Annotated in this window: 17 protein-coding genes; 8 read left to right on the forward strand and 9 right to left on the reverse strand. The window is 64.7% G+C overall.

The window, feature by feature from the left end:
- Window positions 1-3 precede the first annotated feature (3 nt).
- Complete coding sequence (locus ACT9TC_RS04930; protein ID WP_458042299.1) at window positions 4-945, forward strand: LysR family transcriptional regulator; 942 nt, start codon at window positions 4-6, stop codon at window positions 943-945.
- On the opposite strand, the gene ACT9TC_RS04935 is transcribed toward ACT9TC_RS04930, so the two are convergent.
- Together ACT9TC_RS04935 and ACT9TC_RS04940 are read right to left on the reverse strand one after the other, a co-directional pair.
- Window positions 933-2,327, reverse strand: a complete 1,395-nt coding sequence (locus tag ACT9TC_RS04935; RefSeq protein WP_458042300.1) for a ferric reductase-like transmembrane domain-containing protein — start codon at window positions 2,325-2,327, stop codon at window positions 933-935. The genes ACT9TC_RS04930 and ACT9TC_RS04935 overlap by 13 nt on opposite strands.
- A gap of 157 nt (window positions 2,328-2,484) precedes the next feature.
- Window positions 2,485-4,098, reverse strand: coding sequence for a LuxR C-terminal-related transcriptional regulator (locus ACT9TC_RS04940; protein ID WP_458042301.1), 1,614 nt, complete (start codon window positions 4,096-4,098; stop codon window positions 2,485-2,487).
- Window positions 4,099-4,186: 88 nt separating this feature from the next.
- Between ACT9TC_RS04940 and ACT9TC_RS04945 the strand changes: the two genes are divergently transcribed.
- On the forward strand, window positions 4,187-5,614 hold the full coding sequence (locus ACT9TC_RS04945; RefSeq protein WP_458042302.1) for a pyridoxal phosphate-dependent decarboxylase family protein: 1,428 nt from the start codon (window positions 4,187-4,189) through the stop codon (window positions 5,612-5,614).
- Window positions 5,615-5,649: 35 nt separating this feature from the next.
- Here the strand turns inward: ACT9TC_RS04945 and ACT9TC_RS04950 are convergent, their stop codons facing one another.
- A complete protein-coding gene (locus ACT9TC_RS04950) occupies window positions 5,650-6,888 on the reverse strand; it encodes a Fic family protein (RefSeq protein ID WP_458042303.1) in 1,239 nt (412 codons plus the stop codon).
- A 249-nt stretch (window positions 6,889-7,137) separates the two neighbouring features.
- Between ACT9TC_RS04950 and ACT9TC_RS04955 the strand changes: the two genes are divergently transcribed.
- Complete coding sequence (locus tag ACT9TC_RS04955; RefSeq protein WP_458042304.1) at window positions 7,138-7,713, forward strand: helix-turn-helix domain-containing protein; 576 nt, start codon at window positions 7,138-7,140, stop codon at window positions 7,711-7,713.
- A gap of 151 nt (window positions 7,714-7,864) precedes the next feature.
- Here the strand turns inward: ACT9TC_RS04955 and ACT9TC_RS04960 are convergent, their stop codons facing one another.
- The gene (locus ACT9TC_RS04960) at window positions 7,865-8,671 is read right to left on the reverse strand and encodes a nuclease-related domain-containing protein (RefSeq protein WP_458042305.1); all 807 of its coding nucleotides are present in this window, start codon (window positions 8,669-8,671) and stop codon (window positions 7,865-7,867) included.
- An 81-nt stretch (window positions 8,672-8,752) separates the two neighbouring features.
- On the opposite strand from ACT9TC_RS04960, the gene ACT9TC_RS04965 reads away from it, so the two are divergent.
- Together ACT9TC_RS04965 and ACT9TC_RS04970 are read left to right on the forward strand one after the other, a co-directional pair.
- Window positions 8,753-9,607 (forward strand): hypothetical protein, encoded by an 855-nt coding sequence (locus ACT9TC_RS04965; RefSeq protein ID WP_458042306.1) that lies wholly within the window; start codon window positions 8,753-8,755, stop codon window positions 9,605-9,607.
- 290 nt (window positions 9,608-9,897) lie between these two features.
- Complete coding sequence (locus ACT9TC_RS04970) at window positions 9,898-10,287, forward strand: hypothetical protein (RefSeq protein ID WP_458042307.1); 390 nt, start codon at window positions 9,898-9,900, stop codon at window positions 10,285-10,287.
- Between the two features lie 82 nt (window positions 10,288-10,369).
- Here the strand turns inward: ACT9TC_RS04970 and ACT9TC_RS04975 are convergent, their stop codons facing one another.
- Window positions 10,370-11,014, reverse strand: coding sequence for a hypothetical protein (locus ACT9TC_RS04975; RefSeq protein ID WP_458042308.1), 645 nt, complete (start codon window positions 11,012-11,014; stop codon window positions 10,370-10,372).
- 119 nt (window positions 11,015-11,133) lie between these two features.
- Between ACT9TC_RS04975 and ACT9TC_RS04980 the strand changes: the two genes are divergently transcribed.
- Entirely contained in the window at window positions 11,134-11,313 is a 180-nt protein-coding gene (locus tag ACT9TC_RS04980; RefSeq protein WP_458042309.1) for a DNA-binding protein, read from the forward strand.
- Between the two features lie 256 nt (window positions 11,314-11,569).
- On the opposite strand, the gene ACT9TC_RS04985 is transcribed toward ACT9TC_RS04980, so the two are convergent.
- Window positions 11,570-13,198, reverse strand: coding sequence for a DUF6119 family protein (locus tag ACT9TC_RS04985; protein ID WP_458042310.1), 1,629 nt, complete (start codon window positions 13,196-13,198; stop codon window positions 11,570-11,572).
- 381 nt (window positions 13,199-13,579) lie between these two features.
- Between ACT9TC_RS04985 and ACT9TC_RS04990 the strand changes: the two genes are divergently transcribed.
- On the forward strand, window positions 13,580-14,827 hold the full coding sequence (locus tag ACT9TC_RS04990; protein ID WP_458042311.1) for an EcsC family protein: 1,248 nt from the start codon (window positions 13,580-13,582) through the stop codon (window positions 14,825-14,827).
- A gap of 193 nt (window positions 14,828-15,020) precedes the next feature.
- On the opposite strand, the gene ACT9TC_RS04995 is transcribed toward ACT9TC_RS04990, so the two are convergent.
- The 3 genes from ACT9TC_RS04995 to ACT9TC_RS05005 all read right to left on the reverse strand — a co-directional run bounded on the left by ACT9TC_RS04995 (window position 15,021) and on the right by ACT9TC_RS05005 (window position 21,175).
- Window positions 15,021-16,214 (reverse strand): McrC family protein, encoded by a 1,194-nt coding sequence (locus ACT9TC_RS04995; RefSeq protein ID WP_458042312.1) that lies wholly within the window; start codon window positions 16,212-16,214, stop codon window positions 15,021-15,023.
- Window positions 16,215-16,223: 9 nt separating this feature from the next.
- Window positions 16,224-18,122 carry an McrB family protein gene (locus ACT9TC_RS05000; protein WP_458042313.1) on the reverse strand — a complete coding sequence of 633 codons (1,899 nt, stop codon included), beginning with the start codon at window positions 18,120-18,122 and terminating at the stop codon, window positions 16,224-16,226.
- Window positions 18,123-18,529: 407 nt separating this feature from the next.
- Entirely contained in the window at window positions 18,530-21,175 is a 2,646-nt protein-coding gene (locus ACT9TC_RS05005; RefSeq protein ID WP_458042314.1) for an AAA family ATPase, read from the reverse strand.
- A gap of 468 nt (window positions 21,176-21,643) precedes the next feature.
- Here ACT9TC_RS05005 and ACT9TC_RS05010 point away from each other — a divergent pair, with 468 nt between their 5' ends.
- Entirely contained in the window at window positions 21,644-22,606 is a 963-nt protein-coding gene (locus ACT9TC_RS05010; RefSeq protein WP_458042315.1) for a NaeI family type II restriction endonuclease, read from the forward strand.
- Window positions 22,607-22,685 lie beyond the last annotated feature (79 nt).

Consider the following 22,685-nt stretch of genomic DNA (forward strand, 5'->3'; position numbering starts at 1 on the left):
TCTATGGACGTGAACCTCGAGCAACTGCATGCGTTCGTCACGGTCGCCGAGCTCGGAAACTTCACCCGGGCAGCCGATCGCTTGCACCTCGCGCAGCCCTCCCTCAGCCGGCAGATCGCCACGCTCGAGCAGGACCTGCGCACTCCCCTGCTCCATCGCGCACGCGCGGGAAGCACTCTGACTGTTGCCGGAGAGACGCTCTTGCCGCTCGCGCGCAGGATGCTGGCGGACGCGGAGACGGCTCGACGCGAGCTGGCCGAACTCTCTGGCATCGAGCGAGGTCGGGTTCGCCTGGGTGCGACGCCGACCCTGTCGATCAGCCTCGTCGCCGAGGCGCTCACCGTATTTCACTCAGCCCATCCTCGAGTCGATCTCCACCTCTCGGAGCACGGATCGCGGCGCCTGCTCGACGAGCTCGGCAGCGGCGAGCTCGACCTGGCGCTGATCACGACGTCGGGCACCACGGCCGCCGAGCGGTTCACCGTGCTGCCGCTGCTCGTCGAAGAGCTCGTGGTCATCTCGTCGCGCGATGCACCGTCGGTCACAGCGGGTGACAGCATCCGCCTCGATGAGGTCTCGAAGCTGCCGCAGATCGTCTTCAGCTCGACCTACGACCTGAGGCGCGAGACCGACGCGGCGTTCGCGGGCGCCGGCCTGGTGCCCGACGTCGTCGTGGAGGGCGCGGAGATGGATGCTGTGCTGCGCTACGTCGAACGAGGCCTCGGCGTCGCCATCGTGCCGGCGATGGTGCTGGTTGAGCGACCGGGGCTGCGCTCGGTGCGGCTCACCGAACCCACGCTCACGCGGACCATCAGCATCGCCCGCCCGTCAGAGTTCCCGTCGTCGGCCGCGGCTCAGGTGATGGAGCGGACGATCACCGCCACGGCGGCGGAGTTCGCCGCGCGCTCGGGCGCGACGATGCGCGTGGCGCATCAAGAGCGATAGCCGGGCCTCGGCATGAGCGCCGCACTCGGGTCGGGTCCGATTCCGCCGCGCAGATCGAACAACTCGGCCTCGATGTGGTGCGCGCGGTGGCTGCGCGCGTACCGCCGAACCCACCGCACCAGGGGCGTCGGGCCGCAGATGACGACGTGCGCTCCCGCGAACGCGCCCGCCGACGTGTCATCGAGGGCAGTCGGGGTCAGCGGCGTGCCGTTGCGTGATTCGAAGTAGTGCACGATGACGCGTCCCTGCGCTGCGGCCGCGTCGATCGCTTCGCGCGCGTGAGCTTCGGTCGCGGATCGCACGGCATAGAGCAGCGTCGGCGGATGCATGCCTGCCGGCGGAGGATGTGCAAGGGCCGAGAGGAACGGGGTAATACCCACTCCCCCGGCGACCCACACAACCGGTCGTCCCCTGCGCGGTAGAAGCCGCAGCCGACCGTACGGGCCCTCGACGATCGCCTGATCCCCGACGCGTGTGTTCGCGGCAACACTCGATGTCCAGTCCCCGAGTTCGCGGATCATGAAGGTGAGTTCGGGATCGTTCGGCGCCGACGCGATCGAGAACGGGTGGGGCTCAGACATCCCCGGGGCACGGAGCTTGACGAAGGCGAACTGGCCCGCGCGTCGACGCAGGGGGCGACGGAGCGGGCTGAGTCGCACCTCGACCGAGCGAACGTGCGGAATGACCGCCGTAACCCGGTGCGCTCGTCCACGCACCGCCATGTCACGCCACACGACGCGCGCGAGGTAAGCGGCGACGCCCGCCGCGATCACCACGAAGAACCACAGCCCCCACGCCGACATGTTCGCGAAAGGTTTCTCGGCCGTGATCATGTGGAACGACGCGAAGGCGAACGGCACGATGAGCAGCTTGTGTGTGAACCGCCAGATGCGCCACGGCAGGGCGCGCAGGATGCTTGCCAACACCAGCACGTACAGGAACGGTTCGGCGAGGCCCGCCAGATCGTTGCCCGTCTCGGCAAGGTTCTCGCTTGCCCCGGCGACGCCCCCGCTCTCGAGTTCGTTCTTCGACTGGACGTGCCACCACATCAACACGACCGCGACAATGCCGAGCCAGCGATGGGCGACGTAGACGCGGTCAAGCCCGCCGAACGCCCACTCGCTCCAGCCGAGACGGATCGAGAGCAAGAACGCCCAGGCCATCGCCAGGATGGAGGCGGTTCCTACATAGAGTCCCAGACCATCGCCATCCGCATTCACGAAGGGAATCGCGCTTGCGGCAAAGGTCGCGACGACGGTAACCGGACCGAGCAGGTGGGATGCCTCGACCGGCACACCGAGATCGGGTACCCAATCCCGGGGGCGTCCCAGCAGGGCGGATGGCCGGGTGGATCGGGGGCGCACGCCGGACGGATTCGTCACGCGGACGAGCCTAGGTGGCCGACGCCGGGAGTTACCCGATCATGCTGGTCAGCGCGCCCACGCGTGCGTACCATCTCGAAGCCTGCCCGCGCGAGTAGGGTCGCGCGGGAGGCGAAGTCTGCTTCTTCGAGGGGCACCTGAAGACGTGCTCGACGGTTCAGATGAGATGGTGCGCGACGGCGTAGGCCGCGGCGCTTGCACGAGAGCCGAGGCCGAGTTTGTCGAGGATGTTTGCGACGTGTCGGTGCACCGTGTGCTCGCTGAGCACGAGCTCGGCAGCGATCTCGGAGTTGGTTCGACCCGCGGCGACCAAGCGAAGCACCTCTCGCTGCCTGCGGGTGAGCGCCGGCGCGCCGACCTCGTCAGCCAGGCGGAGTCGCACGCCATCCACGTCCGCGGTCGCGCCGAGATGCTCGAAGGCGAGCAGCGCGGCTCGGAGTTGCTCGCCAGCTCCGGTCCCGTCGCCGGCGTCGCGCAGACGCTCGGCGAGGACGATCCGCGACTGCGCGGCCTCGTACTGCAGCCCGACAAGGGTGAATCGCTCCACCGCTTCCTGTCCGTCAGCGATCGCCGCGCTGCCTCCGACTTCGGCGCGCGCCGCCGCGGCGAACGCGAGGAGCGGGTGGGTGCCGACCAGCGCGGCCGTCGCCGAAAGCTCGGCCGCGAAACCCTCGGCCGCATCCATTCGCCCAATCGCGACCGCCGTCGACACTGCCGTTGGCAGCACGCCAGCACGGGCGAGACGGTTCGCCCGTGGGATGCGGTCGAGCAGGCCACCGATCAAGGACCAGGCCGCCGCCGTCTCGCCACGAGCCAGCCGTAGCCGGGTGCGGCCGACGATCGCCGTGGTCTGGAACTCCGCCTGATCGAGCAGCTCGTTCGCCTCGGCCGTGCGACCCTGGCGTCGGCGGAGCTCGCCGAGCTCGGCGAGCGCCTCGAAGCGCGACTCGCGCCGTGAGGACGCGAGCCGCTCGACGAGCGCCGTCAGCTGCTCATCCGCCGTGGCCCACGTGCCGCGCGAGATCTGCACGGCGGCATGCTGGATGCGGCATTCCGACGTGAGCGGCGAGAGCCCGAGCTCTGTGGCGAGACGTTCCACCCGTTCACACCACGCCGCGGCGCGTTCGATGTCGTGCGTCTCTCTGCACGCCACGATCAGCCAGCAGCAGATCTTGCCGAGCCACATCAGGTCTCCGACATCCCCCGCAGTCGCGGCGGCCACCGCGGAATCGAGACGCGTGAGTCCGTCGGCTATCTGGCCGAGTGCGACGAGCGCGAGTCCTGAGTACGCGGCGCCGGCGAACGAGAGGTCGGGATCTGCGAGCGCGTCGCCGAGACGTCGCGCGGTCTCAGCAGCGTGGAATGCGCGTTCGGCATCGTGGTCGACGTTGAAGGCTATTTCCGCCTCGCGCACCGACAGCCAGCCGGACTCCGTCGATGCCGGAAACGGGGCGAGCAGGTCGGCAGCGAGGCCGAACCAGCCGCGCGCGATCGCGGCGCCCTGCCCGAAGAGCACGGCATCCCAGGCCAGCGCCGTCGCCGCACGTGCCGCGCCACGGGCGTCTCGCGTGGCGCGATACCCGCGGTAGGCGCGCTCTCGCGCCGCGAGGCATCCGTCCCCGTCGTCGAGCCACCAGAGGGCTTGGCCCAGACCTTCGAACGCCGCCGTGGCATCTGTCGAGTCCTTCAGCCGCTCAAACGCCGATGCCGCGATGGCCCAGCGGCCGCTGCGAAGGAGGCTCTGCGCGTCGACGAGCGTGTCAGTGGCCACGGCACATCCTCCCCACAACCGTGTCTCGTGCGCAAACATGGCCCGTACGGGCCTTTCGAGATCAGCTCACTCGTCTCAGGCTGAGGACATGAGCGACTTCCGATATCAGACCGCCCTTGCCGCCGCGCACACGCACGCGCTGGAGTGGCTCGGTTCGCTGCACACGCGACCGTTGCCTTCGCGCCTCGACGAGGCGGCGGTCGCGGCGTCGCTCGGTGAGCTGCCTGACGGACCGGAAGACGTCGCGACAACGATCGACCTGCTCGCCGAGCGGATGGAGCCCGGCCTGGCAGGAATGGGTTCGGGACGATTCTTCGGCTTCGTGATCGGTGGAACGCACCCCGCCGCCCTGGCCGCCGACTGGCTGGTCTCGGCCTGGGATCAGAACGCCGCGATGCGCGTCACGACGCCGGCTACGGCCGCAGCGGAGGAGACAGCCGGCCGTTGGATCCTCGACCTGCTCGGCCTGCCACAGGGCTCATCCGTCGGATTCGCGACCGGCGCGACGATGGCGAACTTCGTCGGGATCCTCGCCGCGCGTGGCGAACTGCTGCGTCGGCTCGGATGGGACATGGACCGAGGGCTCGCGGGCTCGCCGCAGATCCGGGTACTCGCCGGCGAGGAAGTCCATCTGTCGCCCGGAGCCGCCCTGCGCTACGCGGGACTGCCGCAGCCCGAGCTCGTCGCCGCCGATGCCCAGAGCCGCATGATCCCGGCCGCCCTCGAGGCGGCGCTCGCCTCCTCCCCCACGCAGCCGACACTTGTGCTGCTGCAGGCGGGCGACATCCACTCCGGCGACAGCGACCCGTTCGCCGAACTCATCCCGATCGCGCACCGCTACGGCGCGTGGGTGCACGTTGATGGAGCCATCGGACTCTGGCAGGCGGCGTCACCGTCGCTACGGCATCTCGTGGCCGGGGTGGAACTCGCCGATTCGTGGACGACCGACGCACACAAGACACTCAACGTGCCCTACGACTGCGGCCTGATCATCGTGCGGGACGAGCGGGCTCACCGCGCAGCGACGGCCATGCACGGGCCGTACATCGACGACTTCAACGACGGGCTCGGCCAGCCTTTCGACTACGTGCCGGAGATGTCGCGCCGCGCCCGTGGCGTACCCGTGTGGGCTGTGCTGCGTTCCCTCGGCCGGAGCGGAGTCGCCAAGCTCGTGGACCGGATGGCCCTCCGCGCACGCGAAATCGCCGCGGGCATCGCGGCAATCCCGGGCGCGGTACTGCTCAACGACGTCGTCTTCACGCAGGCATCCATCGCCTTCGAGTCCGATGAGCGCACCCGTCGTATCGTCGCCGCCATCCTCGACGAGGGTGAGGTCTGGATGTCCGGATCGCAGTGGCATGGGCGTGCGGTCCTGCGCATCTCGGTGTCGAACTGGCAGACGAACGAGGACGATGTCGAGCGCGCCGTCGCCGCCGTCGCCCGTGCCGTTGCCCGCGTCGAGTTGGGCGTCAGCCCACCGCGTCACCCAGCGAACCCGCTGATGAGCGCCACGTAGTTCGGATTACGGGACCGATGCACGATGTCCGCGCGTCAGCGTGCCGACATCCGGCGAATCACCGATGCATAGGAGTCCAGGGCATCGAAGATGCCTCGATGCTGCCAGACGCGGCCGCGGCTCTTCCCCGTGGTCTCGGTGAGCACCTCCCGCTCAGTGAGCGAATCGAGCGCGCGAAGCGCGGCCATTTCACCCAGGCCAAGCCTGTTGGTGAGGTACTTGAGATTCACGGCGGGCTGGCCGACTAGGTTGGGCAGGATCTTCCACGCCGCGGCGTCCGCGCGGATGCCCGCCATCTTCGCGCGGGATTCGTCGAGCTGATCGACGAGATCGTCGACGAGGTGTGTGCCCGTCGTTGCCGCAATCCTGCTCGCGTTGGCGAAGTCGCGGATAATCGGACCGGCGTCACCGTCACGGAACGAGTTGAGGGCGTCGAAGTAGCGGCGTACGTCAACGAGGAGGCCAGCCGAGATCGGCACAGCCGTCGACCGCACCAGACCCTTGTTCCGCAGAATCGACTGCGCGAGCGCACGGCCGGTTCGACCATTCCCATCCGGGAACGGGTGGATCGTCTCGAACTGTGCGTGCGCCACAGCGACCTGCACAAGCACAAGTACGTCTTGACGCTTCACAAAGTGGACCAGGTCCTCGACTGCACCGGGAATGCGGTCATGATGCGGTGCGACGAAGCCGGCGAGGCGAGGGCCGGCGTCACCCCGTCCGATCCAGACCTGCTCGGCGCGGAATCGGCCCGCGTCCTCGGGAGGGAAGCCCGTCTCGTGGAGCATCAGGGCCTTGTGCATCGCGAGGATGGAGTCCTCGTTGATGTCATCTGCCAGCTCTAAAGCGGCTTCCATGGCGCGGACGTTGCCAACGACGGTGAGCGCGTTCGCCTTGTCTCCCTCGTCGATCTCGGCGAGGGCGAGCTGTTTAGCAGAGGTCGTCAGCTGCTCGATCTGCGAGCTCGAGGCAGACTCCGTGCGCAGCAGGATCGCGGTCATCGGGCCGAGGGCGGGATTGCCGATACCCAGCTTCCGCTGCGCGTGCCGGTCGAACTCGACCAGCTGCCGAGTCGCATCCTCGACGTTTGCCGAATCCTCGCTCGAGATGAGCGGCGACCAGGCGCTTATGCGCGGCGTGACCGCTGCATCGTATGGTCCGGTCTGTCGCTCCACCTCGGCTCGCGAGTGCATTGCGGGCGCGCGCGGCCTCCAGTTGAACGTCTCAAACGTGACCGCATCAATTGGGACGACATTGTCGGTAGGTGTGGCCATCAACCCACATTACCAACATATAGCGTGATAAATGTTAGTAAAGATGGTTCTTGCTCACGACTACGACCGTCGCCACACCGATCAGCGCCCGGCCACAGCCAACCTTTCACTCCGCTAAGCAGAATGCTAACCATGGCTGAACCTCCGTTCTAAGGGAGTTCGGTGCGCTCCTCGAAGTACACCGGCGAGAACGGATGATCGGGAGTATAATATGACTTTCAGGTCATAATCTGCGGAGGGGGTGCTCACGTGACTACCGCTTCGACACTGATTCGAGCTGCTCGCAAGAGTCATCGGCTCACCCAGCAGCAACTCGCTGAGCGCGCTCACCTCGACCAAAGCCGAGTGTCGCGGTCCGAACGTGGACGCGAGACCGAGTTCAGCACCGTTGAACGACTGCTCGCTGGCGCCGGGCACCGTCTGTACGCGGCACCGACCCGACGGGACGATGCCGCGACAGTTGCTGTCGAGATTCGCGAACGGCTCCGCGCGAAGGACAAAGACCGCGCTCTTCGTGCGCTGATTCAACTCAACGACAACCTCGTCGCCGAGCAAGGTCTCGTGCGCGGAGTGCTCGGACTCGCCGAGCCGGAGTCCACGCGGGACGCAGCATGGGATGCCGCGATCGCCGGACTCGTTGCGTGGCGTCTCCACCAGGCAGGGCTACCGGCGCCGGACTGGGTGAGTGCACCCGGGCGATATCTCACCACCCCACGGACTCTCGACATCGACCGCGCTGACCCCACGCCTCCCCTATCCGTGGTGCCCGACGAGTTTGCGCGGCGAGGCGTTCTCGTTTGGCGTGACACGTTCGCGAGCCTCTGAGAATGTCTACGTCGCTGGACCGCGATGACATAATCGGCGGCCTTCGAGATTTGATTACCGCGCTGCAGGCAGCCATCCGGGACGCGGCCATTCGCCTTGTCGAAGGTGCCGCGCTGGCGCTTCGCTGCGCACACTGAGCACACACCCGGGATCAGGCGGGCGGGAATGCCGCCGCTAAGCGCGCGTGAATGGCGTGGATGTCGGTGACTGCCTCTGTACCTTCGGTCAGGCGCTTGAGCAGCAGTTTCGGCCACAGCACGTCGATTTCGTTCACGGTGAATGCTCCGCCGATGAGCGGCCAGTCTGCTTCAACGAAGCAGAGCGCACCTCTCACCTGTACGTCGGTATCGGGCAGCGCGGCGGACACCCTTTCGACCTGCGAGCGCACTCCGTCGACGAGTTTGGTCTTGTCGCGCCCATTAAGGCGCAACGTCTCGGCCCGTGGTCGGATCAGTCCGCCCTCCACTCGCAGGGCGGGACGCTGCCCCTTGTATCGCTTCGCGTCGATCACCCATACCCCGGCCGGGGTCACGACGATGTGATCGATGTTCGCGCGCGTGCCAGGAATGCGGCGATCGTGAAGCACCCGAGCAGAGTCAGGCAATTCTTTGAGTTTCTCGGCGAGGATCTCCTCTCCGATCGCACCACCTTGCCACGCCCTTGTGCTTTGGGGGTCGTCGGAAAGCGCAAGGATGAGTCCCCCAAGCTTCGGATGATTGGTGCGGATGCGTTGCTCTCGGGCGTCCCTTCGGCGTGCATGCTCACGGCGCGCGGATGCTCCGGCAACACCTTCGCTCACCGCGGCGGGCTCTGGCTCGCAGGTCACGCAACGCACTGTCTTTGAGTGACGCCCGTAGATTGCGTCGGTTCCCGTCGACAGCGTCGCGCCGCAGAGTCGGCATGTTCCGGCGTACCGCAACCGCATCCGCTTCTCGTCTTGCCCCGGCTCGAGCGTCACGGCTCGACGCTAGCAGCGGGCGCGATCAACCTCAGGTCAGGCCACCCCTCACAGCTGTCCGACCGCGGCTAACCTTCGCTCATGGACGTTGACGCGACGGATGCCTCCACTCTCGTGGGAGACCCCACGCAGATGCATGCCGACTCACTCGCTCGGTACTTCGCAACGATGAAAGACATCGCGGTAGACCTAGATCGTCTGGCCAGAGCGGAGGTCCCACCCACGAGTCCGCTTGGCACCGATCAGCGCACAGCCCGTGAAGAGGGCGGCAGTCTGGTGCTGACTCAGTACATCCAGGAACGGGCCGCGACCGCAGCGAGGTACTTGTTCGAGCTTCACAGTTCGACGCTCGAGGCCGACCCGGGTCAGCTGACTCTGGACTTCGTTCTGCTCTATCCCACGATGCGGGGGGCCGTCGAGAACAGCGCGGCCCTGACCTGGCTACTCGGCCCGGAAGACCGTCTGGTCCGGCTAGAACGGTTCATTCGGCTACTTCGTCGCGACGTCGGTCAGTTCGTCGCCAACAACAAGCGCCTCGCCGCGTCACGCGAAGACTCCATGCCCGTTCCCCCAGAAATGTTTGACCAACTCGCCGCGGCCATGAAAACCCAGGGCCCCCTCGCCACGAATTACCTCGACAGCGCGGCCAGCGCGATAGGACTTGATGTTCGTGCGACGCAACAGCAAGTGCAGACCGCTACTCCCCTCACCGGCGTCTACGGCGAGAACAGCTTGCCGCATGTCGTCTGGCGCTTCCTCAGCGACCTCACCCACTTCTCTTTCTCCATCATGAAGAACCAAGAAATCGCGGAGGCAGAAGGTGGAGGACCAGTCAGGATCGCATCGCTCCGACTATTCACAACGACAACCACCCTGACCGCGCGAGACGCCCTGCGAGCGCTCGAGCAAGCCACACGCCCCGGGTCGCACCCGTAAAGCATGGCGGCGCCCCGAAGGGATCCCGATCTACACATCAAACGTAAGCGGCGTATCCGCAGCGCGTCGGCATGGGAAAGTCAGAGCTCGTCGGCCACGAATTAGGGCGAATGTAGTGACCTGGGCATACTGCCCGCCATCCGCGAGTACCGGCACATAAAGATGTCGTACCGACGGCTAACGTCTTCCTTGTGACGATTGAACTCGGATCCGTGCTTAGCGCGATCGCCCTTGCGCTCACTGCAGTCGTAGGTTGGGCGGGGCCCCGCTGGACTAGAGAAAGACGCCTGTTGGCGCGCATTCGACGGCTCGGGGAGACCTACGCGCTTGTCCCCGAGTCAGGCGAGCGCGCACGCCTCGGCGTCGTAATCACAGAACTTGCGCGGGAGCTCAATGGCTGGAACGCCGCCGATCAGAGGGCTGCGCGCCGCTGGCGAATTGGCGCGCCTGTCGGCGCTCTGGTCGTTGCATACGCGATCGCGATTCCCGTCTGGTTTTCGACGGGCTTCGACCTAGCCGAGACGGGGGTGGCGCCGTTTGTGGTCGGAGCGATTGCTGGCGTACTCGCGGTCGTCGCCACCGAGATTGCGGAGGGAATCATCGGCCGCCGTGCAGCAGCCGAGGCGCGTGAGGCTCGAGTACGAGCTTTTCGCCAAGGCAAGTCGTTGGAGTCCAACTGATTGCGCGGGTCCATCGACCGCGCGGATCCCCTCAACGCTCAACTCAGCAAGTCGGAACCGAACGTCGCGCCCACGGCGATCGTCACCGCCCGATCGACGGACCGCCAGACCCACCAGGCCCGTAGTGCGGCGCCGCAGGGTCGTACGGCCGGCCGGGGTTGTACGGGTCAACAGCCGGCGCCCGCCGAGGCTCCTGGATCCGCACTTCCGGCGCGAGCCCCTCATCACGTGCGCGACTCATGAGGCGCGTCGCCGTGCTCTGGCTGATCTTCAGGGTGTCCGCGACGAGCTTGAGCGGCGGGTAACTGAGTGCTGTCGCTACGCGATACACGGCGATCGCCGCGTGCAGCGACTCGGTGGGTTCGCGTTCCTCATACGCCTGCACGCGGCTGAGAAACTCCCACGCCCGGATACGGTCGCCATCCCCGTCATCCATCCCGTCGACACCGACTGTGACGACTTGGAAAGCCGACGTCGTCATGATCCAGTGGGTGCGCACTTCGCGGAGCATTTGGCTGGTGATGTCGACGCCTTCCCCTTCGCGCTCGAGCGCGGCGGACGCGACGGCGGTGCGGCCGAGCGCAGCATCCCACTCCACGCGCACGGTGATCGTGCCGGGCACGTCCTGCTCCCCCGACACACGCGCATGCCAGGACTTCGGTAGCGTTACGCGGCTCCCGAGATCGATGCGTTCATCGCTGATGTCATATGCCTTGACGTCTGCCATACAGCCCACTATTCCAGGTCGACGCGAATTTGCGAAGAAGAGTGTCGATGTTGGCTCACAGGTGTGCTACTTTGCGACGAATGAAGATTGACACTGCTGGCTCAACGAAGGGAACGGACATGAACCACTCACCGGAGCACCTCGCTCTGACGATGAAGGATGCCGCCAAGCTGGTCGGCGTCGACTACCGCACGATCAAGCTCGGTATCGAAAACGGGACCATCCCCACGGTCCAGCTCGGTCCGCGCCGGATGATCCCACGCGTTCCGCTGCTCCGTGTGTTCGGGATCAACAGCTGACGGACCGCTACGAAGGGCGTATGCCCCCGACGCAACGGGTATCCGCATTCGGGCAGCCTCAGGTGGAGAACCCGAGTCGGCCAGTAGACGGTTCCGGGAAGGCCCGCTAACGCCGCTGGGTGACGGCCGCGACGAACGAACCGACGTCAGCACCGGCGAAGGGACTCCCCTGCGACTTGGAAACACGTCGTTTCAAAACGGCGCGAACCTTCGGGCGACTGCTAGCCAGCGTCTCCTGCGCGGTGGTGACACCGCTTCAGGAGAAAGTCGGCGTTCGCGGCTTTCGCGGCTTCTTCTTCCCGCTCCGGTCAGTCGCGTCCGGGACCATCTGAATCGTGACCGGGACCCGCATCGCCTGAAGAGCGCGTAGCGCTCGCCGGAGAGAGATTCTCGAAAAGATCGGCAGGTTGTCCGACTTTTTCTCAGGAGTTCTCTTGTGACTCACGATTGCGATGCCCACCGAGAACCGATCTTCCTTCACAGCTTTCGATACGCTCGCGGCCGTATTGGCGTCCGACCTTTTCTCCACAAGCCTCTGCAGCTTCTGACGGGCTTGCTCCGCAGTCCGCAGTAGCTCTGCCGAGTTCGCCGCCTGATTGAAGAGGTGGCTCAGATTGGCCGAACTAGTACCGATCTTGACGTGTACCAGCTCCAGCATGTCACCGTCTACTCGCAGGATGTCGCACGGTTCGACCGCGGTTTGGCCCCTGGGGCTCACATTCGTGCGGTCAAGACATACGGCTTTGATCCGATCGCTAACCTTTTCGTTGTACTCGCCCTCGGACGTCCACTGATGGTCGGGCAAGTTGGCATCTATCCAGAACGGATCGATGTCTTTGCGCAATGAAATAATGAGATCTGTGGAGACCTTGAACCATAGTCCATCGCTGAAGTGATAGGTGTAGGCCGGGTCATCCGTTACCTCGAACACAAGCGACTTATAGATCGACCATCGTTGACGCTGTGCGTGGCTTCCATCTAGCAGCACCAAATAGTCGTGCTTGAGAACGTCCACGCTGAAGGAGCCCTGGTCCACATCGTGCGCTTCGAGGTACTCCCGGTAGTGCTTCACGTAGACGTCGTCGAAAACGGGACTGCTCCCCCGCCCAGAAAACTGGACGAACGTCTCATCCTTGTAGTCCAAAATATCTGGAACCGTCAGCACCACCGGTGCGGATACGTCAAAGATTGCCGACGCGAGCTGCTGATCGAGCGACTCAATGACCTGCGGATCCGTAATCGGGCGAATCTGAGCCACGTCGGGGAAAGTCTTCAAGAACGCGTCAGACTTATACAGTTTGCGCAGACGCGACAAGAGTCGCTTGAGATCCTTCGGCTGCGCCGGAGTGGTGACACGAAGGCTGCTCGCTCCGGTCACACTCCGAACTAGGTCATTGAATCTTGGGCGTGCCTTACCGGTGAGGCTCTTGAGCACGGAGGCATCTCCCGCGAAGCTCAGGAGGGCCAGATCCCCGTCGTAAGGTATCTGGGTCCGACGCCTCTGCGAGGAGTCTGGATCGAGAGTCTCCGTGCTCTTCAGCTTGCGCGGGTCCACGGCGTTGAGAACGACACGCGTTCCGAAATCATGCTCAAACGCATCGTCTCGCAACAAGAATTGACCCGAACCGAAGGTCAGCACCATGATTCGCTTGCCCGACGGAACGAACGCAGCTGCGGAGTTCGACCCCTGGAGAAGTTCCTCGTCGAGGGACAAATATTGTTTCCACCATGGTGCGTCCTGCTTGCCACGCTTGATGAATACACGGAGATCAGGAATCGAACTCGAGTGCTTCTCGGTCTCGATGTAATCATGGTCGGCTCGCAGAGACTCTTCTACGGCTATCCCCGGCTTCAAGGCATAGATCGACATTGATCGTGTAGTCACGTTGCCCCCGTAGTCGTAGCTCAAAGCCAGTATGCCGAATGTGATGCCCCGACGAGGCCCACCCCCTCAGCCAAACCAGATCAATAGTCAGGTACTCCTGCGGCAGAAGAGCGAGAGTTCGCCGCGCGAAAGCGACGAGCCTGGAGTGGGCGATGGCGCGGATGCCCGCGGTTCCCGCTCTCGCGCTGCGTGCCGCGGCTCGGCATGCACAGCGCACACCACGTCCTGAATCGTGAACTCGGTCGTCCCGCGCGCCATCGTCGCCAACCTGCGCTACCGCCTCCTCTGTCCGCGCGACCGTGACCACGATGTTCTGGTGGCGCCGCCGGGTCCGTCCGGCATACAACCCGCCGCGTCAACATCTGACCCCGCCGCCTCAGGGTGACCAGTTCGCTTCGATCGTTAGTCGATAGCGCGCTCGGCGACATTTCTGATCTGCCCGATACGCTGTCTCGTGTGGCGGAATCAGGACCATCGAAGTACGAGATCGATGCTTGGACGAAGCTCAAGCATCACAAGGGCAAGCCGCTTTCAGCGTCGTTTCGAGATGCCAACGACAAGATCGTGAAGGGCGCCGTCGCGGTCGGTTCCCGCGCAAACAGCTACCTCGACGATCACCCAGCAGCGGGGAGCGCGATTGCTCGCGGGAAGAGCGCTGCAGCGAAGGGCGCGAAGGCAGTCGGCGAGGTGGCGGGCAAGATCGGCGATGCGATTCCGGATGGCGTAGGCGAGTGGGCCGGCGCCGCGCTCGACTCCGCGAAGACAACCGCTGCCCGTGCATCGCGCGCCGGGCTTTCCGCTAAGCGAGTTGTGGACCTGCACCGAAAGAAGGGTCATGAAGTTGAGGACCTTCCAGACGTGCGACGACTCGACCTTAAGCAGGTTGACAAGGTTGGCCGCCGCGGCAGCCAGCTTTATTACCCGGGACTCGCAGCGCTCTCCGGCGCAGGAACCGGAATTGTCATCTCCGGGGGTCAGATCGCGACCATCGCGTCGGCTGGCGTCGCCGCAGCACCGTCCGTGGGAGTGGTTGTCGGCGCCGTTGCCGTCGACGCGACCGCAGTGCTTACGCTAGCCACGCGGGCCGTCGGACATGTCGCACTGCTCTACGGTTACGATCCCGAGGATCCCGAGGAGAAGATTTTCGCGCTCTCCGTGGTGAACGCGGGCTCCGCCATCTCCGCAACTGCGAAGACGGCCGCGTTCGCTGATCTCTCCAGGCTTACGCAAGCTCTCGTGCGCGGGAAAACCTGGGAGGTTCTCAACAAGAGCGTCGTCTCCAATGTGTCCAATCAATTCGCGAAAGCCTTCGGTGTGCGACTGACCAAGAAAAGCCTTGGCAAGTTCGTGCCCGTCGTCGGGATCTTGATCGGCGGAACGTTCAACTGGGCGACGCTTGAGGGAATTATCGATGCGGCCGATGCAGCCTACCGACGTCGCTTCCTCGTTGAGAAATACCCGCATCTGCTGGACGATATGGTCGTCGACCTGCGCGTCGTGGATGATGCGAGCACTGATGAGGACGATGACTCCGTCAGTGTGCTCGAGGACCTAGCCGTGGCCGGTGGTCCAGATCTTCGCGGCGGCAATGCGACGCGATCGAGTTCTGAGCCCACGCCCCTCGTCTGATCGCCAGAGCGCCAAGCACCCCGCAAGCGCAACGCTCAGCGCCGCGCTTGCTGCGAGCGTGCAACTTGAAGCAGGCGTCAGTCATATGCGCACGGGGGGTTGTTCCTTGAGCCGGACACGGAGCTCGTCGCCGAGCTTGATGGTCGCTGTCTACCCGGAGAATACCGCGAGCCAGCAGGGCCCGAGCCGGCCATTAGAACGAGAGCCCGCCACCCACGAGCCTGACTGCCAACGCGCGAACGCTCGCGTCGACCTCGCTCGCGGGCCCATCGAGGTCCACGGCATGCGCGTGGACCCGGACACCAACGCTCGGTATGTCGAACCGCCGCGGGGTCGCGTCGCCCGAAACGTAGAGGAGATGCGCATCCTTAACTCCCAGCGCGAGAGCGTATGCAAGCGCCTGGTAGACGTCTCCATTCGGCGGCGAACCGGCGGCATCGGCGAACACCTTGTACTTCGTGTCTGCAACGGTGACGGGCGGCCCTGCACGCGAGATAACAATGTCGGGGCGGAGTACGACGTGTTTCCCGGTGTCGAGGCGCCACTGCTGATCCTGCGCTTCCACGCCGTAGCCAGCATCGGCGAGTTCGACCTGCAAGATATGCGCTACGTACCGCTCGAACACCAACGCCATGTTGACGAGGAAGGTTCCACCGCGCAGGTGTCCGTCGCTGTGCGTCCAGGCGACAGCATCCAGAACTACGCGAGCGATTTGAAGGGCCGGCGAGTAGTGGGCATTCAGCCTGGTTGTGATGATGTCAGGCAGTCGCATCCCGCGCGGGAGCCCCGTCACCTCTGAGAACCGAATCAATAGGTCATTTAGCCGACGCCTCGTCGCGGTTGTGAGATCTGGAACGTCGCGAAGCCGACGAAGTGCCGAGTACAAGATGCGGTTCTCACTGATGTCCTCGGTGAAATCGTCGTAGTCGATCTCGATTGGCAGCGGGATGCCCGGACGTACGGCAAGCTGACGAGCGATGTCCCAGCGCCCTCGAACGACGGACGCCGACTCCTGAACCGACTGGTAGCCCTTAAGTAGGCCTCGCCTCGTCACGACGTCAATCGAATGAACAAGCGCATCGGCCAGCGCCGAGGGGAGCGGCGAATCTGCTCCGTGCGAAACTTCCCCTTCATCGATCGAGAGCTGCATCGCTCCCAGCGATGCCATGTGGATGATGCTGCGCACCGGCGTCTTGGGCTTGATCACGATCGCCACATCTGTCAGCGCCACAACTCCTACCCGTGAGACGTCCGTGACGCGCCATTGCCCGGCGGTGGCGGTGGGCAGAACTCGACAAACGCGCAGGCCCTGAAGTTCGATGGCCTGAGCGAAGGTCAGGTCGACAAGAGTCTCGCCCTTCTCCATCACGACAATCTCGCGGCGCACGCCCGGACCTTAGTTGTCGCTCGCGGGGTCGGGCTGATCCTGGAGCGTAGTCACTGTCGCCTCATTGATTGTCGTCACGCTCTTCAAGAGCGACGTCAGCGCAAACGTCGACGAAACATCCACCGCGGTCCCGAGATGTCGCTCCTCGAGCAGCGGTAGCAGGCTCTCGGTCCAGATGGCGGCAAGGTCGGCTTCAGTCAGATTCTCCTCGCGCAGGAGGTGGCTCGGCCCGATACGGTCCTCCCGCTCGCGAATACGCGAGTTGAGTTCCGCGAAGATCGCGGCGACGGGGAAATCCTGCGGGTGGCTGTTGACCCAACGTTCCACGATGCCGGCGACGGGTGGTACGTCCGGATGAAGCTCGAAGAAGGAGAATCGCCTACGCATCGCCGAGTCAAGAAGCGCGATAGACCGATCAGCGGTGTTCATCGTCCCGATGATCAGAACGTTAGGCGGGAGGGAAAAAGTGTCACCCCCGTCATCGCCTGATCCTGCGTACAGCAGATCGATCGGCTCGTCACGATACTCAAGCAGGTAGTACAGCTCGCCGAAAACCTTCGAGAGGTTCGCTCGGTTGATTTCGTCGATCAGCAGGACGTGCGCGACCTCGGGATCCTTGCGGGCATCATCTGCGATCCGCCGGAGAGGTCCCTTCGTAAGCTCGAACACCAATTGGCCATTCTTCTCACGGGGCCGGTATCCCGCAAAGAAGTCCTCATAGGTATACGACGGGTGGAACTGGATCCGGCGCGCCGCTTCAGGCTTCGCGGTGATGGCGCCAGTCAGCGCTTTCGCAACGAAGGTCTTTCCTGTGCCGGGAGGGCCGTAGAGGATGATCTGACCACGCCGGTGCAATGCGGCGAGCACCCGCTCGATCCAGTCTTCGTCGAGCTTGAGGTTGTGGCTGAGTGATGCGGTGTCGACATCGGCCGGCGTGAAGCCGCGGGGATCATGAATGATCTCTTCGCCGTTGTCGTCATCGACTGGCTTGACCAGCACTGTCGGGGTTATCTCTTGGGGATCCCAGGTGGCACGCAACGGCTGATCGTAGAAGTTCACGGCCTTGCCTGTTTTCTTCTGGAGCGCGATCACGATACGTCGAAGGTCATCGTCTGCGTCAGTCGACGGGGTCCCTCCGATCTCGCCAATGAAAGCCTCACGGATCCGTGAGCGATGTTCGCTCGACACGATCGGGCCGAAGAACCCGGGATGCACGAGATACATCAGCGAGTATCTCTGCGTGGGAAATCCATCACCGTCGATGGAGAGAACGAATTCGCGCCACGACGTAGGTTCGCCCAGCACAACTTCTTGCTGCTCGGTGTCTAGATCAACCCACGCCTTAGCCAAGTTGACGATGATGTTGATCGCGTTGTTGATGTTGGACATCATCCCGGTACCCGGATTGAATGCCCCGCCTGCGAATGCCTCGTCGAAGATTCTCGGAATAGATACGGGATGCGCCATCTCATCGAGAACCGACTGGACCTTCTCCGTCTTTTTCGCGTGCCCCATCACGTTCGCGATAGGGAGAACCTGCATGGCGATGACCTCTGCCATCAACAGCTTCACGTCATCTGAGGCATTCGCCAGCTGAATTGCGACGTTCTCTACAAAGTTCTTGCCGTCAGTCTTCTCCGAGGCCGACCAAAGTTCGTGGAGTTCAGAGACGGTATTCGCCCCCCACACCGCCCTGCCCGGGCTGAAGGCCGACTCGCCATTCCGCAGGCTCTCGTCAACCCAGACGCGCGCCGCTTCGAGGAGCTTTCGCTGCGACGAGTCTCCCGACACCCAGGCGATGGGGAGCGCTTCCTCGATGCTTGACTGCAGTTCATAACGACTTGCCGCGTAGCGACGCGTAGCCTCAAGAAAGAGTTGGTCGCCGGGGAACTCAGCGAGAGCATCCACACCGTCCCGCGTCACCGCCCACTGTCCGGATCCGTTTGGCATCTTGCGAAGCCACCCGGCAGAGACCAGGTAGGCACTTGCCCAGCGCCAGTCCGACTCGCCACGCGAGCGTCCCTTCGCGGTCGGCTCGCTCTCGTGAGTGGTAAACGGAACCTCACGCTGCACGTGCTCCCAAATTTCGCCAATGGGTGCGTACTCGTCGATCGCTCCCCGCTTCGCCAAGTACATGAGAGCTTCTCGGGCCCGTTGCGCCCTGCGGACCCGCTGATCTTCTGCCACTTTGCAATCTCCTCCACAGTCCTGCCTTTCGCAGTCTAGGAGCGCCGAGCACAGCACTCACTCAAACATCGTCGGCACGGCTGGATGGCCGTAGCTGGCCCACAGCGCGCGTAGCGCATCGAACGCCGCTACCGCCCCATCCAACGCCCGGCACTCGGCGGCCCAACAACCGACCCCGTGGCCATCGCGGCCTCGCGGTCCCGTGACGCACGCCGCATCTCCGCCTGAGCCGCGCGCACGGCATCCTGCATCGTAAGCTCCGGTGTGCCGCGCCGCATCGACTCGGCGAGGTGCTCGCGGGCCGCGGCATCCGTCCGCGCCACAACGATCGCGACGTTGTGCACGCGCCCGCGAGTAAGACCGACGTACAGACCCGCCGCGTCCACATCCGGCCCGACCACGGACGCATCGGCCGTGTCGCCCTGCACGCCATGCACCGTCGAGGCGTAGGCAAGCTGCAGGTGCTCCCGCGCATACTCGGCAGACACTCGCCGCAACTCGCCGCTATCGCGAACCGACGCAAGATCCACCGAGTCCTCGCGGATGCCGCGCACGATCCACTGCGCACGATTCTCGACACCCGTGAGCCGATCGTTGCGGCGCGTCTGAACACTGTCGCCGACGAGGATGCGCTGCTCCCCCATCCCCCACGTGACCACGCCGGGATCCAGCTCGCCGTGATCGACCCGCCGCTGCTGGATCGCGTCGTTGATGGCGTCCGCCTCAGCGTTGGTACCACACACCAACGTCACCCGCTTGCCTCGCGCGTGCCACTCGAAGTACGCGTCGATCATCCGCTCACGGGCCGCATCATGATGATCAAGCCGCACAACATGACCGCGTTCCGCCAGCTCACCAGCGACCGCCAGCGCGTGCTCTCGATCTCCCGCATCGCGCAGCCGCAGCGTGAGCGCCGCGTAATCGGGATCGCGGAACCGATGCACCGTATCGAGCTCGACCGTTGCATTCGCATGCCGGATCGCTGAACCCATCGCGCCAGCATGCCCGACCGGCAACGCCTGGTGCGGGTCGCCGACGAACGCGAGCCCGACACCCTGCTCGATCGCAAGCTCGGCGAGCGCATTCGCCGTCTGCAGATCGACCATCCCCGCTTCATCGACGACAATTCGATCGCGAGCACGCAACACGTACCGCGCCGGCCCGCCATATGCGACACCCGTGCTGGGGTCGACCTCACTCACGCTCAGCCGTGTCCACACCATCGCGCCGGCCTCATCGGCACCCCACCGGTAGCCGTGGTCTGCGAGCAGTGCATGAATACTGGATGCCGCAGCCCCGACCTCGCGGGACGCCACCGACGCCGCCTTCCGGGTCGGAGCAACCACGAACATTCGCCGCCGTTGCGCGACGAGCGCTACGAACGCAACGCGCAGCATTGTCGTCTTGCCTGTGCCGGCGGGGCCGGTCACGGTGACGAGTCCGTCGCTCCCGGCGACAGCGCACGCCGCAATGTTCTGCGAAGCATCCAGTGCCGAAATGTCCTCGTTAGGCGCGAAGCGATGCAGCTCATTCGGCAGGAGCGAGCGCCCCGCCCGTGCTAGCGCGTCGAGGCGTCCGGCGAGGCGCACCTTGGCCCGCACCGACTCGGTCGCCATGAAGGCCTTCACGTGCGCGGGCGGAACCTCCGCAACAAGCCGAAAGGCGGCCTTCGCGGCACGCGTCGTTACCTCGACGATCACGCCGCCGAGCTGGTCGCGCTCCGCAACGATGCCCGTCCGCGAGAGTGCACGTATTGCGCCGGCACGGATGTCGAAGGTGCTGAATCGACCACCGCTCGATGTGGACCGTTGGTCCGCATCCACGATCGCCGCAGCAGCGAGCAGATCCAGATCGAGGGCGTGCAGGTCTTTCGGAGCCATGGCAATAGGTGCGCGCGCGGTGATCAGGCTTGGATTGATCTCCGCGATCTCGTCCCGGACGCGCGACTCCCACGACTCCTCGTCGAGGTCGGCCGGCTTGTTCGGTCGCGCTACCGCCCACGCGCGCCGGTCGATCTGTTGCAGCACGTCGACGCTCGGCGCCGATCCCCCGTGCGCCGCCGACCACTCCCCGATCAGGCGTGCGCGGTTCGCCTCGATCTGCGCCGACCGACGCGAGAGCGGGCGCACGGCGCTGGCGAGTTCGGTGATATCCCCCGCGTCGTTGAGCATGTAGCCGTGGCGCGCGAGCGCAGCATTCCACGCTGGGTCTGTGCGCGCAGCGAGCTCGCCCTCGGCGTTGATGACGGTGTGCAGCTTCATGGCGACGCGCGAGTCGAGGTTCGACCACTTGCCGTCTGCGCCGAGCACCTTGATGTTCAGCCAGAGGTGGCGGTGGATGTGCGGGTCGAGCGCGCGCGATCGGCGGTGCTGCAGCTCGACGACCTCGATGCGTGCGATGTCCTCGCGGACGAGCCCGCCATGCCCGCGCCGTGCGTTGAGCTCGGTTTGCCACGTCAGCAGGATGCGCTCGCGCAGCCGGTCTTGCAGCGCCTCGAACTCGGTGGCGAGCTCGGGATGCAGCAACGCAGCAATGCTGTACGACTTCGGGTGATTGAGCGTCCCGTCGAGCAGCAGGTCGGCGTCAGGACTCAGCCGCTGTTGGCCGCGCTCCTCACCCGTGATCGGGTCGTGCCCGGCGAGCCAGACACGAAGTCCCCCGACCGTGAGTTGGTCAGTCGTGATGACGCCGTTGTCGACGATGAACCGAGAGACGGTCGAATCGGATGCTGCGCCATACGTCTCGAGTGCTTCGACGCCGGTCGGGTGAGGCATGTGGGCGTCGCATGTGCCCTCGAGGGCGTACGAGATCGCGTGTCGAACCCCTCGGGATTCGATACCTCTCTTCCATCGCTCCAGACCTCCGCGCATGGCGCCAGAATAGGCTGGGTTTTCCCTCTTATCCAGGGATTTTTACGCAAAGTAGCTAACTGCAGCAGAGCGGTCTTAAACGGCGCTGCCCACCATTGGTGCCTGCGTGCATCGCCTCGATTGCCTTCGTTCATCGCCTCGATTGCCTTCGTTCGCGGTGTGCCCGGGGCGAGGTTCTCTCGAGTCACGGCCGAGAGAAGGACAGTTCTCGGAGGGTGCGCGGCTGTTCTACGTGGCGGCAACGCGCGCAGAAGTACTCGTACCTCTCGTGGAGATCGATCTCCGCAACCAGCAGACGAAACGCGCGCGGGGCCGTCTTGCTGCGACTTCTGGTCAACCGTCAGCTCGCTTTAGCCTCGATAAGCTGACGCGGTGACTGATGGCTTGCTCGCGGGGTTCCAACGCCCGGACGATCCGGCGCTTGACGAGGTAGCGGACGCCCTCCTCGATCTGGATCCTGATGGTTCTGGTTGGTCGGCAGTGATCCGGCACACGTACGACATGATCTACAACGGTCAGGAGACCGGCCGGTACCACTGGGACCAGCTGATGAAGACCGAGAAGACACACTTCGGAACGCTCTTTGAGATCAACGCGCAACGAAAGTTCGGGTTCGACGGATTCGATACAGATCCGACCGACTACCGCATCCGAGGGCACATGGTCGACGCGAAATGGAGTCAGCGAGTTGGCGGGTGGATGCTTCCCCCGGAGGTGGTGGACCACATTGCTCTCGTGGCAACAGGGGACGACAGCAAGTCGGTCTGGTCTCTGGGCCTGATCCGCGTGCGTCCCGAGTACCGAAGCGAGGGGTCGAATCGGGACAAGAAGAGCACATTAAACAAGCTCGGACGCGATGCCGTCCGCTGGCTCTGGCGTGATGCGCCGCTCAGACCGAACGTCTTGCTGCAGCTCGATCGCTCGGCCGTTGAGGAGATTCTCGCTCTGAGGGCGGGAACTAAGCGAACCGACGAACTATTCAGAGTCGCGGAGGGCCGCATTGTCCACCGCGGAGCCGTGCTCACCGTCGCACGACAGCTGGACGCGATGCGCCGCCTACGTGGCGGAAGTGGCGGTTCCCGTCGCGCTCTTGCACCTGAAGGGCTCCTGATCCTGAGCGGCGCGTACCACTCGCGCATCGCGCGCGATCTCGGAGCGCCGATCCCGAAGCGCGATGAGTTTGTTGCAGTCCGAGTCGTGCCGTCGGGCTCGGAGCCTGGGGTGCTCATTGACGGTGAACTCTGGCGGCTCGCACGGCCAGGCGAGCCGATCTCTCGAGCGGCTCCGTCGCTTCCGAACGTAGAGATCACATACGCGCCAGAAGACTCGGAGTAAACGGAGCTAGGTCCCGGTGGCAACAACTGGAGAAATTGAGTTGCTCACAAGTAGAGGGAATCAGTAGGTGGCGCTCGCC

This window comes from Microbacterium sp. HM-570, from assembly GCF_054165885.1.

Coding starts and splice junctions, on each gene's coding strand:
- ACT9TC_RS04950 (WP_458042303.1), bottom strand. CDS start 6,888: ATGGCCACACCTACCGACAATGTCGTCCCAATTGATGCGGTCACGTTT.
- ACT9TC_RS04965 (WP_458042306.1), top strand. CDS start 8,753: ATGGACGTTGACGCGACGGATGCCTCCACTCTCGTGGGAGACCCCACG.
- ACT9TC_RS04945 (WP_458042302.1), top strand. CDS start 4,187: ATGAGCGACTTCCGATATCAGACCGCCCTTGCCGCCGCGCACACGCAC.
- ACT9TC_RS04980 (WP_458042309.1), top strand. CDS start 11,134: ATGAACCACTCACCGGAGCACCTCGCTCTGACGATGAAGGATGCCGCC.
- ACT9TC_RS05005 (WP_458042314.1), bottom strand. CDS start 21,175: ATGCCTCACCCGACCGGCGTCGAAGCACTCGAGACGTATGGCGCAGCA.
- ACT9TC_RS04930 (WP_458042299.1), top strand. CDS start 4: ATGGACGTGAACCTCGAGCAACTGCATGCGTTCGTCACGGTCGCCGAG.
- ACT9TC_RS04975 (WP_458042308.1), bottom strand. CDS start 11,014: ATGGCAGACGTCAAGGCATATGACATCAGCGATGAACGCATCGATCTC.